This window comes from Muricoccus nepalensis, assembly GCF_006438825.1.
Taxonomy (GTDB): Bacteria; Pseudomonadota; Alphaproteobacteria; order Acetobacterales; family Acetobacteraceae; genus Roseomonas; species Roseomonas nepalensis.
In genome coordinates, this window is record NZ_RCZP01000047.1 from 20,476 (window position 1) to 34,409 (window position 13,934).

The window sequence follows — 13,934 nt, forward strand, 5'->3', positions numbered from 1 at the left end:
CGCAGCCTTGCCCCCCCGCCGCGGGGCTCCTAATCCTCCCGGCCATGAATGAGGCTGTGCCGTTCCTGCCGGAGGTTGCGCACCAGCGGGCCGTCTTTCCGGACGGGCTGCTGCTGGACAGCGGGGCGACGCTCGCGCCCCTCGTCGTCGCTTACGAGACCTACGGCACGCTGGACGCGGCGCGCGGCAACGCCGTGCTCGTCTGCCACGCCCTCACGGGCGACCAGTACCTGGCCGGGCGTCACCCCGTGACGGGGCGGCCGGGCTGGTGGGAGAACATCGTCGGCCCGGGGCTGCCGATCGACACGGACCGCTTCTTCGTCATCTGCGCGAACGTGCTCGGCGGCTGCATGGGCAGCTCCGGCCCGCGGGAGGAGATGACGGACGAGGAGGGCAACGGCCTCGGCCGGCCCTACGGCACGGATTTCCCGAGCGTCACCATCCGCGACATGGTCCGCGCCCAGAAGCGCCTCGTGGAGCGCCTCGGCATCACCCGGCTGCTCGCGGTCATCGGCGGCTCCATGGGGGGGATGCAGGCGCTGCAATGGGCGGCGACCTACCCGGAGGCGGTCTTCGCCTGCGCGCCCATCGCGACGGCCGCGCACCACTCCGCCCAGAACATCGCCTTCCACGAGGTCGGCCGCGCCGCCATCCACGCCGATCCCGACTGGTGCGGGGGCGCCTACTGGCGGGAGGGGCGGCTGCCGGCGCAGGGCCTGTCCGTCGCGCGCATGGTGGCGCACATCACCTACCTCTCGGAGAGCGCGCTGACGCGGAAGTTCGGCCGTCGCCTCCAGGGCGCCAAGGCCGTCACCTTCCTCGAGGACGTCTTCGCGGTGGAGAGCTACCTCCGCCACCAGGGCAGCACCTTCATCCGCCGCTTCGACGCCAACTCCTACCTCACGATCACCCGCGCCATGGACTACTTCGACCTGGCCGCGGAGTTCGAGGGCGACCTGTCCCGGGCCTTCCAGGGCACGCCGACGCGCTTCTTCGTCGCCTCCTTCTCCTCCGACTGGCTCTTTCCCACGGCCGAGAGCCGGGCGATCACCCGCGCGCTGAACCGGGCGGCCGCCCGCACCTCCTTTATCGAGATCGCCTCCGACAAGGGGCACGACGCCTTCCTGCTGGACGAGCCCGAGTTCCACGCGGCGCTGGGCGGCTTCCTGCGCGGCGCGGCCGACGCGGCGGGGGCGTGAGGGTGGGGATCCGTCCCAAGGCGGAGCCGGTCCGCCCCCCGGCGGAGCCCATCCGCTACGTCGCGAAGAACATGCGGCTCGACCTGCGGCTGATCGCGGAGATGATCCCGGCCGGCGCGAAGGTGCTCGACATCGGCTGCGGCGACGGGGCGCTGATCGAGCACCTGACGCGCGAGAAGGGCGCCGACGCGCGGGGCATCGAGATCGACATGGCCGAGGCGACGCGCGCGGTCGCGGCGGGCCTCGCCGTCATCCACGGCGACGCGGACGCGGACCTCGCCCACTACCCGGACGGCGCCTTCGACTACGTCGTGCTCAGCCGCACGCTGCAGGCGGTGGAGCGCCCGCGCGAGGTGCTGCGCCAGATGCTGCGCATCGGCAGCCACGCGATCGTCTCCTTCCCCAATTTCGGGCACTGGCAGATGCGCTGGCGCCTGCTGTCCACCGGGCGGATGCCGGACACCGACACTTGGAACCGCCCCTGGTACGAGACGCCGAACATCCACCCCTGCACGATCCTCGACTTCGTGGCGCTCTGCGAGGCCGACGGCTACGCGGTGGACGGCTGGCTCGCCGTGGACGAGCGCGGGCTGCGCGCGCCCTGGCGCCGCGGGCTGCGCCTGGCCAACCTGTTCGGGGAGCAGGCCCTCTTCCTGCTGAGCCGCAAGGGCTGACCGCGATGTCCGGGACATGCGCCGACGCGAGGTCCGAGGCCGGGCCCGCGATGAAGTACCCGGTGACGCCGGACGGCCGCTACTTCGCGGTCCGCGGGCGGCTGTGGCGCATGGCAGACCCCTCCCTGCCGCCAGAGCGCCGCGAGGTGCTGACGCGCGAGCTCATGGCCGCGCGCCGCGCGGTCGGCACGGCGCTGCGCAGCGAGGACGAGGAGGCGCTGAAGGTCGCCCGCGCCGCGGTGGACAAGGCCAAGCGCGCGCTCGGCGAGCGCGGCCCCGTCTGGTGGACGGACGGCGCGCCGGACATGAACCGGAAGAAGGTGAAGGACACCCCCTACGCCGCCTGGTACGCCGGGCTGAACCTCTGACGCCCGGCCGGGTTCCTCCTTACATTTCAGGGGGATGATCCCCATATGGGGTCCATGCGCAAGACCCCCGCGGGGCTCCGCGCCGACGCGTCCCCGCCGCCCTCCCGCCTCCTTCGCCGCCGCGTCGCCCGCCTCGCCCGGGCGGTGCGGGAGCGGCGCGCGCTCGAGCTGCTCTACGGCGGCGCCTGGCGCGTCGTGCACCCGCACGCCATCGGCCGCATGGGCACGGGGCGGATCGGGCTGCTGACTTGGCAGACGGCGGGCCTCGCGCGCGGCCCCGGCGACCCCGGCGAGGGCTGGCGGATGTTCGACGTGGCCCGGATCGGGGCCACGCGGGCGCTGCGGGCGCATTTCGCCCCTCGCCCCCGCGGCGGCCCGGCCTGGACGGCAGGGATCGGCGCGCCGGTGGCCGAGGTGCCCTCGCGCGACGAGGCGCTCTCGGCGGCGCCCGCGGAGGCCTGATCGCGGCTCAGGCGGCGCGGGCCGGCCTCACCACGCGCTGCAGGAGGTCCAGCACCCGCTGGGACCCCGTGCCCGTGGGGCTCGGCACGGTCAGGGTGGCGTAGCGCTCGGTCCCCTGCGCGGCCGGGCCGGCATAGGCCATCGACCACCCGGCGAACTCGCGGCCGGCGACGGCCTCGCAGGAGAGCACGACGGTGTCGGTGTGGCGCTGGTCGCACTGGATGCGCTCGAAGGTGGCCTGGACGGCGGCGAGCGGCCCTTCCAGCACCTGGGCGAAGCAGTCGGTGCTGAACAGCAGCGCGCCGGTGATGCCCACCCGCGCGTTGTTGCGCCGCGACACCGCGAGGATGCCGAGCACCTCCGCCTCCGTCTCCCCCGGGGAGCCCGCGAGAAGGTTCCGGCTGACATAGACCAGCCGGTGGAGCGGGCCCGCGGGGCTGTCGCTCACGGCCGGCCCTCCTTCCAGCTGTGCCCGTCGCGGAAGCGGTCGATCAGGCCCGGGACCTCGCCGGCCGGCACGGGCCGGCTGAGAAGGTAGCCCTGGGCCTCCGTGCAGCCCTCCTGGTGGACGCGGCGCATCTGCGCGGCGGTCTCCACGCCCTCCGCGGTGATGCGGATGCCGAGGCTCGCCCCCAGCGCGGCGACGGTCCGCACCACGGCGGTGTCGTCGGCGAAGGAGCGGTCGATCTTCACCTTGTCGAAGGCGAAGCGGCGGAGCTGCGTCAGCGAGGAGTAGCCGGTGCCGAAGTCGTCGAGCGACACCTTCACGCCGAGCGCCTTCAGCGCCGTGAGCTGCTCGATCGTCGAGCCGTCGTCGGCGAGGAGCGCGCTCTCGGTGATCTCAAGCTCCAGCCGGGGGCCGGCCAGGCCGGTGGTGTCGAGCGCCTTCCGCACCGCTGCGACGAGCGTCCCGGCCGCGAGCTGCGCGGGCGCCACGTTCACGGCCACGCTGAGCTCGCCCTCCCAGCGCACGGCCTCCGCGCAGGCCTGGTGCAGCACCCACTCGCCGATCGAGGTGATGAGGCCGAGCTCCTCCGCCACGGGGATGAAGCGGTCGGGCGGGACGAGGCCGCGGCCGGGGTGGCGCCAGCGGATCAGCGCCTCGAAGCCGTAGAGGCGGTTCTCGGCGAGGTGGAACTGGGGCTGGTAGAAGAGCTCGAACTCGCCGAGCGCGAGGGCGGCGCGAAGGTCGAACTCGAGTCGCTGCCGCTCCTCCGCGGCCTCCTGCAGGGCGGGCTCGAAGAAGTGGTAGCGCCGGCGCCCGCCCTCCTTGCTCTTGTAGAGCGCGAGGTCGGCGCGGCGGAGCACGGCGTCGGCGCCGAGGCCCGGCAGCACCATGGCGATGCCGACGCTGGCGCCGATGTTGGCGATCCGCCCCTCGACCATGTAGGGGCGGCCGAGCAGGTCCACGAGGCGGCCGGCGACGCTGGCCGCGGCGTTCTCGCCGGCCAGGCCGTGGAGCAGCACGGCGAACTCGTCCCCGCCCATGCGCGCGGCGATGTCCCCGGGGCGCAGCGTGGCGCGCAGGCGGCGGGCGACGTGGCGCAGCAGCGCGTCCCCGGCCGCGTGGCCGAGGCTGTCGTTGACGGCCTTGAAGCGGTCGAGGTCGATGAGCATCGCCGCCATCTCGGACGAGCCTCCGCCCTCCTCGGAGAAGCTGGCGCCGGCGTAGGAGAGGGCGCGCTCCAGCCGCGTGCGGAACTCCGTGCGGTCCGCGAGGCCCGTCAGCGGATCGCCCGGCCAGAGCGGCCGCGAGCACGCGGGGCAGTGCTCCTCCTGCCCGCTGCCGGCGAGCGGGCCGATCGAACCTTCCATGCCGCCACCGTCTCCCGTGAATCGTCGCGTAAGGGGCGCAGCCTAGGGAGGACCGGTGGACAGGACGTAAACGGCGCCCCCGGCGCTGACAGCCGTCCCGCCGCCGCGCTAGGCTGGGCCCGGCCTCGGGGGAGGCCGCGAGGGGGTTCGAGCGTATCGTGGCGGGATGGATGCGGCGCCTTGTCCTGCTGGCCGTGGCGGGCCTGGCGCTCTCGGCCTGCGGGGCGAATCGGGGCGGCCCGGTCGCCGCCGGCTCGGGCTACGAGGCGTCCGACGGCTATCTCTCCTGCGTGCCCTACGCCCGCGCCCGCTCGGGCCTCGACCTGCGCGGCGACGGCTGGCGGTGGTGGGAGGCGGCGAGCGGCCGCTACGCGCGCGGGCCGCGGCCGCGGGCGGGGGCGGTGCTCGTCTTCCAGCGCACCGGGCGCCTGCGGGACGGGCACGTGGCCGTCGTCTCGCGCGTGGTGGACGCGCGGGAGATCCGGGTGGACCACGCCAACTGGGCCTCGGGCGGGCTGCGCGGGCGGGTGGCGCGGGACCAGCCGGTGATCGACGTCTCGCCCCGCAACGACTGGACGGAGGTGCGGGTCTGGTACCCGCCGGCGGCCGTCGTCGGGAACACGGTCTTCCCCGCCTACGGCTTCATCCTGCCCGAGCGGGCGATGGCGGGGGGCTAGGGGCCGGCGGGGCGGATGACGCGCCTGTCATCTCCCCATTGCGTCGGCGCGGCGCATGGCCCATGTCCCCTCTGCATTCTCAGGGGAGGTCCTGGCCGGCGCCGCCGGCAGGTTTACCCCGGGGGGGCGCCGACCTAGTCTCACCGCGACACGGGGGGCCCGGGCGGCCGGCCCGCCAAACCAGGCAAGGATATCGGGGCTTCACATGGGTTCGTTCAGCATCTGGCACTGGCTCGTCGTGCTGCTGGTCGTGCTGCTGCTCTTCGGCAGCGGCAAGATCAGCGGGCTGATGGGCGACCTCGCCACGGGCATCAAGTCCTTCAAGAAGAACATCAAGGAGGACGAGCCCGACGCCTCCATGGCCGACACGACCATGGTGCCCCCGGCCGGCAACCTGCCGCCGCCCGTCCACGGCGCCGGCGTCCACGCGGCCAGCACCGATGCCGGCCGGACCACGGTGCGCACCCCCCCGGGGGCGTGACGCCGCCCTTCCTGCCCGCCGCGGCGCGCCGGTCCCCCAGGGGGCCGGCGCTCGTCGTTTGGGCCATCCCCGGGAGGGCCGATGCCCGACGCGATTCCTGAGGCGGCCGTCGCGGCCGTCATCGAGGCCGGCCGCCGCATGGCCGAGCGGAACTGGGTGCCAGCGACCGCCGGGAACATCTCGGTCCGCCTGCCGGGGAACCGCGTGGCCATCACCCGCTCCGGCTTCCACAAGGCGCATCTCACCGCGGACGCCGTCATGGCGGTGGACCTGCAGGGCGTGCCGGAGGACGGGGCGCTGCGCCCCTCCGCCGAGACGGGGCTGCACTGCGGCGTCTACCGCGCCTTCCCGGCGGCCCGCGCCGTGGTGCACGGCCACTCCGTCGCCAACACGGTCCTCTCCCGCCGCGCCGGGGAGACGATCCGGCTCGAGGGCTACGAGCTGCTGAAGGCCTTCCCCGGCCTCGACACCCACGCCGCCGCCGTCGCGGTGCCGGTGCTCGACAACGACCAGGACATTACGCGCTTGCAGGCGGCGGTGGAGGCCCGCTGGGCCCGCATGGCCGATCCCGTCGTCCCCGGCTATTTGATCCGGGGCCACGGGGTTTATGTATGGGGCCCCGACATGGACGCCGCCCTGGCGCGCCTGGAGGGGCTTGAGTTCATGCTGGCCTGCAAGATGGCCGCCATCAGCCTGGGAGGTTCCGACCCATGAGCCGCCTTGTCATCCACGACGCCGAGACCAAGGCCGTCCTCGCGGACACGCAGGACCCGGCCGAGATCGCGGCGAAGCTCGCCCCGCTCGGCGTGCGCTTCGAGCGCTGGGAGGTCGCCGACCTCCCGCCCGGCGCCGAGGCCGAGGCGGTGCTGGCCGCCTACAAGCCGCGCCTCGACGCCCTCATGGGCGAGACGAAGGCGGGCACGGCCGACGTCATCCGCCTGACCGCCGACCACCCGCAGGCCCACGCGATCCGGGCGAAGTTCCTCGCCGAGCACCGCCACACCGAGGACGAGGTCCGCTTCTTCCACGAGGGGGCCGGCAACTTCATCCTGCACGTGGGCGGCAAGGTCTACGACGCGCACTGCACGCGGGGCGACCTCATCTCCGTGCCCGCCGACACCCACCACTGGTTCGACGCCGGCCCCAACCCCAACGTGACGGCGCTGCGCATCTTCACGGACACCACGGGGTGGACGCCGCACTACACCGGCACCGACATGTCGGAGCGCTTCCCGGCCACCACGGCTTGAGCGGGGGCTTGAACGGGCGCTTGAGCGGGACGGTCCGCGCCGTCGTCCTCGACATCGAGGGCACCACCAGCGCCATCGCCTTCGTGAAGGAGACCCTGTTCCCCTTCGCGGAGGGGGCGCTGGGCGGCTTCCTGCGCGCGCGGGGGGAGGACCCCGCCGTCGCGGGCCTCCTCGCCGAGGTCCGCGCCCTCTCGCCCGGCGAGGAGCCGGAGGCGGCGCTGCGGGGCTGGATGGCGCGGGACGAGAAGGTGACGCCGCTGAAGGCGCTGCAGGGCCTGATCTGGCGCCAGGGCTTCGAGGCCGGGCGGCTGCGCGGGCATCTCTGGCCGGACGTCGCGCCCTGCCTGCGCGCCTGGGCGGCGGGGGGCATCGCGCTCCGCGTCTACTCCTCGGGCTCGGTGGAGGCGCAGCGGCTGCTCTTCGCCCACAGCGAGGCGGGGGACCTCACGCCGCTGCTGTCGGGCTTCGACGACACGCGCACCGGGCCGAAGCGGGAGGCCGCCTCCTACGCCGCCATCGCCGCCTCGGCCGGGATGGCGCCGGCGGACATGCTGTTCCTCTCCGACGTGGCGGAGGAGCTCGACGCGGCGGCGGCGGCGGGGATGGCCGCGTGCCAGGTCGTGCGCGCGGCGGACGGCACGGTGGCCAGCGGCCGCCATCCCGCCTGCGCCACCTTCCCCGAGGTCGCCGCCCGCTTCGGCCTGCCCGCGCCCGACGTGCCGCCCTCCGGCTGAGGGCCGCCGCCGCCCGCCGGTCACGCCGCCGCGCTTGCGGGGCGCCGCGCGCGGGTCCAGAGGGTCTTGGCCTGAGGCCCGAATTGCCCCCTTCTCCGCCCGGACGCCGGGAGACCCGCCCATGATGACCACCTATTCCCTCCGCGGCGGCGCCTGCGCGGTCCACGGGGGCCTCGACACGGCCGAGGCGATCGCCGGCTCGACCTGGATCGACCTCCTCAACCCGACCCCCGAGGAGGAGCGCGCCGTGCAGGACGCGCTGCAGATCGAGGTGCCGACGCGCGAGGAGATGCAGGAGATCGAGAGCTCGTCGCGCCTCTACAAGGAGGGCGAGGTGCTGTTCCTCACCGCCGCCTTCCTCTACGGCGCCGACGAGGGGGAGTTCGGCTCCACCCCCATCACCTTCGTCCTCGCGCCCACCGCGCTCATCACCGTGCGCTACGCGACGCCCAAGGCTTTCTCCGTCTTCGCCATCCGCGCCCAGCGCCAGGCGCTGCCCATCCTGCGCACGCCGGACGGCGTGATGCTGCACCTCTTCGAGCAGATCGTGGACCGCCTGGCCGACATCCTCGAGCGCACGGCGAGCGACATGGACCGCGCCAGCCAGACCACCTTCCGCAACGCCCGCAGCCAGGGCGTCAAGGCGAACAAGCGGGACGTGGACCTGCGCCAGGCGCTGCTCACCCTCGGCCAGGTGGGGGAGGTGACGACGCGGGCCAGCGACACGCTGCTCGGCCTCACGCGCATCCTCACCTTCGTGGGCGCCGAGAAGGCGAACGCGGTGCGCAAGGAGAACCAGGCGATGATCAAGACCCTGGTCCGGGACGTGCGCTCCCTCGTCGAGTACTCGAACACCATGGCGGCCAAGGCGCAGTTCCTGCTCGACGCCGTGCTCGGCATCATCAGCATGGACCAGAACGGCATCATCAAGACCTTCACGGTGGCGTCCGTGGCGCTGATGCCGCCCACCCTCGTTGCCAGCATCTACGGCATGAACTTCGAGAACATGCCCGAGCTGAAATGGGCGCTCGGCTACCCCTGGGCGCTCCTGCTGATGATCGCGAGCGCGCTGCTGCCGCTGGTCTACTTCAAGCGGAAGGGCTGGCTCTAGGCCGGCGCGCGGCGGCGGCGCTACTCCGCCGCCACCATCGCCGGCGCCGGGCCGGGACGGGATTCCGGCATGTCCGGCCCGAGGCCGCGGCGGTGGAGCCAGGACAGCGTGTGGTACACCGCCTTGAAGGACAGGATCGGCAGGATGGCACGCGGGTCGCCGAAGCGGCCGCCGGCGAGGTTGCCGGCGAGCATGTTGATGATCCCGTCCCGCATCCAGAGGGTGTTCTTCGGCGCCATGAAGAGGCTGCGCATGACGGGGTCGTTGATGCGGTAGATGAGCCAGCCGATGCGGTCCATCGCGCGGGCGAGCTCCTTGTTCGTGGCGCGGCAGGCGGCCTCCCCGCGCAGGGGGTCGCGCAGCCAGGTGTCGGCGGCCTTCGCGCCGAGCTCGCCGGCGGTCATCGCCATCAGCACGCCCGTCGAGAACATCGGGTCCACGAAGCCGAAGGCGTCGCCGATCATCAGGTAGCCCTCCCCCGAGCCCGAGCTGGCGCGGTAGGAGTAGTTCGCGGTCGAGTAAATCTCGGAGGCGATCTCGGCCCCGCGCGTGCGCGCGGAGACGGTGGGGCTGGAGGCGATGCGGTCGAGGAAGACCTCCTTCGCCGATCCCTTGCGGCCCTTCCAGGCGGACTGGTTGCCGACGAAGCCGACGCTCATCACGTCGCCGGGCAGCGGGATGAGCCAGAACCAGCCGTCCTCGGCGAGGTGGATGGAGATGTAGCCGTCCAGCTCCCCCTCGCGCCGCTCCACGCCGCGGAAATGCGCGTACATGGCGGCGGTGTTGTTCTGCTTGTTGGCCTCCTTCAGCCGCATCTTCCCGGCGAGGAAGGCGTCGCGGCCGGAGGCGTCGAGCACGAAGCGCGGGCGGAAGGTGAGGTCCACGCCCTCGGCCGTGCGGGCGGTGACGGTGGCGCGCTCCCCCTTGGGTCCGAAGGCGATGTCGGTGACGCGCGTCTCCTCCAGCGTCTCCGCGCCCAGGCGCCGGGCGTTGGCGAAGAGCGCGGCGTCGAAGTCCGAGCGGCGGACCTGCCAGGAATGGGTGCGCGCCTTGTTCAGCGCGTGGGCGAAGGGAAAGGCGCAGGAACGGCCGGTGCGGTCGGAGACGAACTCGGCGCCGGGCTTGTGCACGCCCATTGCCCGCACGGTCTCGAGCACGCCCAGGCGCTCGAGGATGTCGAGGTTGCGGGGCAGCAGGCTCTCGCCGATGTGGAAGCGGGGATGCGCCTCCTTCTCGACGAGCACGACGTCGCGCCCGGCCTTGGCGAGGAGGGCGGCGGCGGTGGAGCCGGCGGGGCCGCCGCCGACGATCAGGACATCGGGTGTCGCGCTCTGTTCCATGCGCGAAGGTTTCCAATCAGCGGCCCCCGCGGTCAAGTATTCCGTCCCGTCCCAAGGGTGGGCGCGGGGCGGATCGCGCGGCGCCTCCGGGCGTGGCAGGCTCCGCCGATGCACCCCGCCTATCGCCTCGGCGCCCGGGAGGCGCTCGGCGCCCAGGCCGTCGCCATGGCCGCCACCTTCATCGCCTTCGGGGCCGCCGTGCGCGCGGCCGGCTTCGGGCTCGGCTGGGGGCTCTTCTCCTCGGCAGGGATCTACGGCATGGCGGGGCAGATGGTGCTGCTGGGCGCCCATCCCGGCGCCTCGGCCGCGGCGGTCGCGGGGTCGCTGATGGCGAACGCGCGCTTCCTGCCGATGGCGGCCTCCCTCGCGCCGCTCGTGCGCGGGCCGCTGGCGCCGCTCTGCGTGCCCTTCATCTCCATCACCCCCTGGGCGGCGGCCATGCGGCGCCTGCCGGACCTGCCGCCGCCGGACCGCGCCCGCTGGTTCCTCGGCTTCGGGGTGACGGTCTGGACGGTCGGCCTGGTGGCGACGGCGCTGGGCCATGCCGTCGCGGGCTCGCTCCCGCCGCCCGTGCTGCGGCTGCTGCTGATGGTGAACGTGCTCTACTTCGCGCTGCTGATCGCGGGCGGGGTGGCGCGGGGCGGTCCCTGGCGCGCCTCGCTGGCGGGGGCGTTGGCCGCGCCCGTCGCGCTGCTGCTGCCGGCGGGGGTGCCGCCGGCCTGGGGGCTGCTCGGAGCCGCCCTGGCGGGGGGCACCGCGGCCTTCCTGCTGCGGACCCGGGGATGACGGCCCGGGAATGACGGAGACCCCCTGGGCGCCGCTGCTGGTCGCGGCGCTGGCGACGCTGGGGCTGCGCGCGGTCGGTATCGCCCTGGCCTGGCGGCTGCCGGCGAGCCACCCGGCCATCGCCTGGGCGGCCGCGGTCAGCGAGGCTGCGCTCTCGGCCTGGGTGGTGCTGGCGCTCGTCTCGCCGGGGTCCTGGCCGGTGGCGGCGCGGCTGGCCGGGGCGGGGATGGGGCTCGCGGTGTTCTTCCTCGCCGGGCGGCGGCTGCTGGCGGGAATGGCGGCGGGGCTGGCGGCGGTCTGGGCGGTGGGGGCGTGGCTCGGCTAGGGCGCGGCCGGGAGGGGTTCCGGCCGGTTGCTCGCGGAACGGTGTAAGGCGGGGCTTACAGTCCAAAAAACGATTGGAAAATATCTGGCGATTAAAAGGGTTTGGTAAATGGCATGACGATTGCTGAAACCGTTTGCCATTCTTTCCGAATATCCCGACCCGACGAGAACAGCCGGCCGGAGAAAATGGCAGCGGACAACGCTGCATGGCGCGCCATGCCGGCAAAAAGGGGGAAAGTACCATGAAGCGAGCCTACCTCGTCCTTGCCGCCCTGGTGGGCCTGGCCGCGAGCCCGATGGGCCCGGCGCGGGCCGCGACCGTCAACCTCGATTTCAGCGGGCCCAACGTCAGCGCGTCGCTTGTCCTGACCTACGGGACCACGACCGACGCCAAGTACCCGAGCGCCTTCCAGGTCACGGGGATCAGCGGCACCTTCACCGACACGAACAACGGCCTGGGCATCGTCAACGCGCCGGTGAACGAGCTCGTGCCCGTCGTCTTCTCGACGCCCGAGCCCGGCAACCTGCTGGCGCCGAACAGCTTCAGCCGCTTCTTCGTCGCCTCGGGCCTCTCGCCCATCAGCAACGGCGCGATCACCTACGACAACCTCTACTGGCCGAACGGCTCCGTGCAGACCGCGTCGGACTACCCGCCCTCCGGCGGGCTCTTCGACATCTACGGGCTGATGTTCCGGATCAACGGGAACGTGGTGGTCGACATCTGGAGCAACGGCACCGACGAGCGCGGCATCGCCGACTACGGCGTCGCCGTCGCGACCTCGGCCACGAGCCTCGACTACCGTCCCGGCGGCCTCACCGTCACCGTGCCGGAGCCGACCTCCCTCTCCCTCCTCGGGGTCGGCCTGCTCGGCCTGGTCGCGCTGGGCCGGCGCCGCGCGGCCGGCTGAGGCCACCGGCCGGGGAGCGCCCCGGCCGCCCGTCAGTCGTCCTCGTCGCGCCGCGGCGGGCGCTGGATGGTGGCCTCAAGGCGGCGGCGGAGCTGGGCGATGCTCCGCCGCAGGTCCTCGTTCTCGCGCTGCGCCTGGCGCAGGCGGGACTCCACGGCGCCGAGCAGGTCGGGCGGGGGCGGGACGGGGCGCGCCGGCTCGGCCTCGGGCTTGGCCATCAGCACGTCGTCCCAGGTGAGGCCGAGGCGGTGCATCAGCCGGTGCGCGGCCAGCGCCGCCGCGGCCCGCTCGCCGTCCTGGTCGGAGCCGAGCAGCGCGAGCACCCGCGCCAGCTTCGCCGCATCGTTCGCCCGCATCCCGCGCGCCTTCCATCCCTGCCCCGGGGGGGATTCAGCCCCCAGCGGGGCCGGAGGTTGCGGTGGCGGGAACGGGACGGCCCGGCTCCCAGCCCGGCGGCGCCATCTCGAAGCCCTCGAAGGTGAAGGCAGGGCTGACCGTGCAGGCGACGAGCGACCAAGCGCCGAGGCTCTCCGCCGCCTGCCAGCGGCCCGGCGGCACGGTGGCGAAGAGCGCCTCCCCCGCGCCGAGGTCCGGGCCCAGGCGGTGCGCCGCCGCCGCCGCGCCGTCCGAGACGCGGAGCGCGAGCGGGGCGCCGGCCTGCCAGTGCCAGCCCTCCGCCGCGTCCACCCGGTGCCAGTGGCTCCGCTCCCCCTTGGCGAGGAGGAAGAGAATGGCGGTGCCGGCGCCGCGCCCGCCGCCCTTCGGCCGGTCGCGCCAGGTCTCGCGGTAGTGCCCGCCCTCGGGGTGCGGGAGGAGGCCGAGGGCGGCGATGACGGCGCCCGCGTCCAGGCCGGGGTCGCGAAGGTCCGGGCCGGGCACGGCCGGGGTCACCGGGGGGCGGACTGCGCCAGGGCGGGACGGCCCTCGACGGAGGCGAGCCAGGCGGCCAGGCCCGGCCAGGTCTCGCGCCAGGGCTCCTGGGCGAAGCGGAAGTCGAGGTAGCCGAGCGCGCAAGCGACCGCGACGGCGCCCACGTCCTCCAGGCCCTTCGGCGGGTCGCCCTCCAGCCGGTCCAGCCCGCGGGTGATCGCGGCCTTCTGGCGCGCGTCGAAGGCCTGGCGCCCCTCGTCCTGCGGCAGCGCCACCTGCATGCGGCGCGCGACGGCGGCGTCCATGATGCCGTCGGCCAGCGCCTGCATGATGGCGACCCGCAGCCGCTCCGGGCCGGAGGGGGGCATCAGGGGCGGCGCGCCGCCGAGGGTGTCGAGGTACTCGCAGATGACGGGGCTGTCGTAGACGGGCGTGCCGTCCTCCAGCAGCAGCAGCGGCACCTTCGACAGCGGGTTGCCCGCGAGAAGCTCCGGCGGGCTGGCATGGGCGTTGGTGGGGACGATCTCGATCCGGTCGTCGAGGCCGCGCGCGATGGCGCAGGCGATGACCTTGCGGGCGAAGGGGCTGGCGGAGGAGGAGAAGAGGCGCATCGGCGTTCCTGGGCTGTTTCGCGGGAGGCTAGGTGTTTGATCCCAGGGTTTGATGGTGCAGTCTTCTCCCCTGAGCGGAAGGACGCACTATGGGCCAGGTTCTCCATGGCAGCGCCACAACGACGGAGGCAATCCGTCGAGCGATACAGCATAGTCAAGAGAGCCTGAGAGGGCTGGCCAAGCGCTATGGAGTGAACCCGAAAACGGTCGCCAAGTGGAAGGCGCGTGGGTCTGTTACCGACCTGCCGACTGGGCCGAAGGAGCCGAAGTCCACGGTTCTCTCGGTCGAGGAGGAGGCCGTCGTCGTCGCCTTCCGCCGGCACA

General features: G+C 73.7%; 19 protein-coding genes and 1 pseudogene. 14 read left to right on the plus strand and 6 right to left on the minus strand.

Translation table 11 applies throughout. From position 1 onward, the window contains the following. The first annotated feature begins 44 nt into the window (after window positions 1-44). The 4 genes from metX (at window position 45) to EAH89_RS26590 (ending at window position 2,703) form a co-directional block, all read left to right on the plus strand. Window positions 45-1,199 (plus strand): homoserine O-acetyltransferase MetX, encoded by a 1,155-nt coding sequence (gene metX, locus EAH89_RS26575; protein ID WP_140886725.1) that lies wholly within the window; start codon window positions 45-47, stop codon window positions 1,197-1,199. A 71-nt stretch (window positions 1,200-1,270) separates the two neighbouring features. After that, the gene (gene metW / locus EAH89_RS26580; RefSeq protein ID WP_140886744.1) at window positions 1,271-1,873 is read left to right on the plus strand and encodes a methionine biosynthesis protein MetW; all 603 of its coding nucleotides are present in this window, start codon (window positions 1,271-1,273) and stop codon (window positions 1,871-1,873) included. 5 nt (window positions 1,874-1,878) lie between these two features. Then, a complete protein-coding gene (locus EAH89_RS26585; protein ID WP_241667226.1) occupies window positions 1,879-2,241 on the plus strand; it encodes a hypothetical protein in 363 nt (120 codons plus the stop codon). A gap of 54 nt (window positions 2,242-2,295) precedes the next feature. After that, window positions 2,296-2,703 (plus strand): hypothetical protein, encoded by a 408-nt coding sequence (locus EAH89_RS26590; protein ID WP_140886726.1) that lies wholly within the window; start codon window positions 2,296-2,298, stop codon window positions 2,701-2,703. Between the two features lie 7 nt (window positions 2,704-2,710). On the opposite strand, the gene EAH89_RS26595 is transcribed toward EAH89_RS26590, so the two are convergent. Together EAH89_RS26595 and EAH89_RS26600 are read right to left on the minus strand one after the other, a co-directional pair. Next, complete coding sequence (locus tag EAH89_RS26595) at window positions 2,711-3,151, minus strand: BLUF domain-containing protein (RefSeq protein ID WP_161993780.1); 441 nt, start codon at window positions 3,149-3,151, stop codon at window positions 2,711-2,713. Next, entirely contained in the window at window positions 3,148-4,518 is a 1,371-nt protein-coding gene (locus EAH89_RS26600; protein WP_140886728.1) for a putative bifunctional diguanylate cyclase/phosphodiesterase, read from the minus strand. The genes EAH89_RS26595 and EAH89_RS26600 overlap by 4 nt, the downstream gene beginning before the upstream one ends. A gap of 170 nt (window positions 4,519-4,688) precedes the next feature. Between EAH89_RS26600 and EAH89_RS26605 the strand changes: the two genes are divergently transcribed. From EAH89_RS26605 to EAH89_RS26630, 6 genes are all read left to right on the plus strand, one after another. After that, on the plus strand, window positions 4,689-5,195 hold the full coding sequence (locus EAH89_RS26605) for a CHAP domain-containing protein (protein ID WP_140886729.1): 507 nt from the start codon (window positions 4,689-4,691) through the stop codon (window positions 5,193-5,195). Between the two features lie 205 nt (window positions 5,196-5,400). Further along, window positions 5,401-5,676 carry a twin-arginine translocase TatA/TatE family subunit gene (locus EAH89_RS26610; protein WP_140886730.1) on the plus strand — a complete coding sequence of 92 codons (276 nt, stop codon included), beginning with the start codon at window positions 5,401-5,403 and terminating at the stop codon, window positions 5,674-5,676. An 81-nt stretch (window positions 5,677-5,757) separates the two neighbouring features. Then, window positions 5,758-6,390 carry a methylthioribulose 1-phosphate dehydratase gene (locus EAH89_RS26615; protein ID WP_140886731.1) on the plus strand — a complete coding sequence of 211 codons (633 nt, stop codon included), beginning with the start codon at window positions 5,758-5,760 and terminating at the stop codon, window positions 6,388-6,390. Continuing rightward, window positions 6,387-6,926, plus strand: a complete 540-nt coding sequence (locus EAH89_RS26620) for a 1,2-dihydroxy-3-keto-5-methylthiopentene dioxygenase (RefSeq protein WP_140886732.1) — start codon at window positions 6,387-6,389, stop codon at window positions 6,924-6,926. The genes EAH89_RS26615 and EAH89_RS26620 overlap by 4 nt, the downstream gene beginning before the upstream one ends. A gap of 20 nt (window positions 6,927-6,946) precedes the next feature. Beyond that, window positions 6,947-7,660: an acireductone synthase gene (gene mtnC / locus EAH89_RS26625; protein ID WP_194152370.1), complete on the plus strand. Its 714-nt coding sequence runs from the start codon at window positions 6,947-6,949 to the stop codon at window positions 7,658-7,660. A gap of 121 nt (window positions 7,661-7,781) precedes the next feature. Beyond that, on the plus strand, window positions 7,782-8,771 hold the full coding sequence (locus EAH89_RS26630; protein WP_140886734.1) for a magnesium transporter CorA family protein: 990 nt from the start codon (window positions 7,782-7,784) through the stop codon (window positions 8,769-8,771). Between the two features lie 20 nt (window positions 8,772-8,791). Here EAH89_RS26630 and EAH89_RS26635 read toward each other — a convergent pair whose 3' ends face one another. Further along, window positions 8,792-10,111: an NAD(P)/FAD-dependent oxidoreductase gene (locus EAH89_RS26635; RefSeq protein WP_140886735.1), complete on the minus strand. Its 1,320-nt coding sequence runs from the start codon at window positions 10,109-10,111 to the stop codon at window positions 8,792-8,794. Window positions 10,112-10,219: 108 nt separating this feature from the next. Between EAH89_RS26635 and EAH89_RS26640 the strand changes: the two genes are divergently transcribed. The 3 genes from EAH89_RS26640 to EAH89_RS26650 all read left to right on the plus strand — a co-directional run bounded on the left by EAH89_RS26640 (window position 10,220) and on the right by EAH89_RS26650 (window position 12,129). Further along, window positions 10,220-10,897: an AzlC family ABC transporter permease gene (locus EAH89_RS26640; RefSeq protein ID WP_161993781.1), complete on the plus strand. Its 678-nt coding sequence runs from the start codon at window positions 10,220-10,222 to the stop codon at window positions 10,895-10,897. A 10-nt stretch (window positions 10,898-10,907) separates the two neighbouring features. Further along, window positions 10,908-11,222, plus strand: a complete 315-nt coding sequence (locus tag EAH89_RS26645; protein WP_140886737.1) for a hypothetical protein — start codon at window positions 10,908-10,910, stop codon at window positions 11,220-11,222. Between the two features lie 241 nt (window positions 11,223-11,463). Further along, window positions 11,464-12,129, plus strand: coding sequence for a PEP-CTERM sorting domain-containing protein (locus EAH89_RS26650; protein WP_140886738.1), 666 nt, complete (start codon window positions 11,464-11,466; stop codon window positions 12,127-12,129). Window positions 12,130-12,161: 32 nt separating this feature from the next. Here the strand turns inward: EAH89_RS26650 and EAH89_RS26655 are convergent, their stop codons facing one another. Genes EAH89_RS26655 through EAH89_RS26665 form a run of 3 tightly spaced genes read right to left on the minus strand, consistent with a single transcriptional unit; the run spans window position 12,162 to window position 13,610 of the window. Beyond that, on the minus strand, window positions 12,162-12,485 hold the full coding sequence (locus EAH89_RS26655; protein WP_140886739.1) for a hypothetical protein: 324 nt from the start codon (window positions 12,483-12,485) through the stop codon (window positions 12,162-12,164). Window positions 12,486-12,519: 34 nt separating this feature from the next. After that, window positions 12,520-13,008 (minus strand): cupin domain-containing protein, encoded by a 489-nt coding sequence (locus EAH89_RS26660; protein ID WP_140886740.1) that lies wholly within the window; start codon window positions 13,006-13,008, stop codon window positions 12,520-12,522. An 8-nt stretch (window positions 13,009-13,016) separates the two neighbouring features. Continuing rightward, window positions 13,017-13,610, minus strand: coding sequence for a glutathione S-transferase N-terminal domain-containing protein (locus tag EAH89_RS26665; protein ID WP_140886741.1), 594 nt, complete (start codon window positions 13,608-13,610; stop codon window positions 13,017-13,019). Between the two features lie 89 nt (window positions 13,611-13,699). On the opposite strand from EAH89_RS26665, the pseudogene EAH89_RS26670 reads away from it, so the two are divergent. Beyond that, a pseudogene (locus tag EAH89_RS26670) lies at window positions 13,700-13,934 on the plus strand (IS481 family transposase); the annotation flags it as partial.